Here is a 754-nt window from a genome sequence, read left to right as displayed (position 1 = left end):
GATTGCATATCAGAATCATATGTATCGGGGTGTTGAATGTCGCTTCTTGCAACAAATCTAGCTTTGTGTGTACCATCACGTTTCTTGTTAAATATAAACATTGAGTTTATTACTTTTTTAGGATCTATGTCATTTCTATCATAATATTTGTTTGTATCCCAAGTGTTCATTTTCAATAGTTGGCTAATTTCTTTATGATAAGCTTCAACATATCTGTCTTTTTCTTTGTTGTCTTTATTATATGTAATTGCTTCATCATATCTTAAGGTCGTTCGAACTGGTTTGATCGATTTCACTCCTTTTATTGCTGCAATTAAATTTATGCGTTTCTTCGATCTTGGTGGTTCCAGACTTCTCATATTCTTATTATTCCATGTGTCTCGGGATACCTCAATTTCAGTTTCATTATCTTCTAATGTTCTTTTCTTACTTTTGGTAGTAGTCAGAACATTAGAATCATCCATACCACCCAAACTGGAATTAGTCTGACGAGAGTGTATGTGTGGAATATCTTTTGAAACATCAGAAGTGTCCGTAGGAGATTTATGGGTTAAGTCAGGAAGTGGGAGGTCGTCAAGAATAGAATCAGCCGTAACATTTTTTGAGGATTTGTCAGGCATTATATTAGGAGTCGCATGGTCAGAAGATCGATATTCTGGCGGATCCGTATCAATGGAGGGTGTATTATCACATACAGCCTTTGTTTCTATGGAGATGATGGGAGTAGTGGATTCACTGTTGGACGAACGGTCAT

1 protein-coding gene is annotated in these 754 nt (G+C 36.1%); it reads right to left on the bottom strand.

What is annotated here, in order from left to right:
- Positions 1-754: hypothetical protein (locus tag IE124_RS36320; protein WP_189513958.1), on the bottom strand; the 754-nt coding region annotated here is incomplete at both ends.

Source organism: Streptomyces narbonensis (assembly GCF_014649015.1).
Lineage (GTDB): Bacteria > Actinomycetota > Actinomycetes > Streptomycetales > Streptomycetaceae > Streptomyces > Streptomyces narbonensis.
The sequence above is the reverse complement of the archived record's forward strand: the minus strand, read 5'-3'. Positions and strand labels throughout refer to the sequence as shown.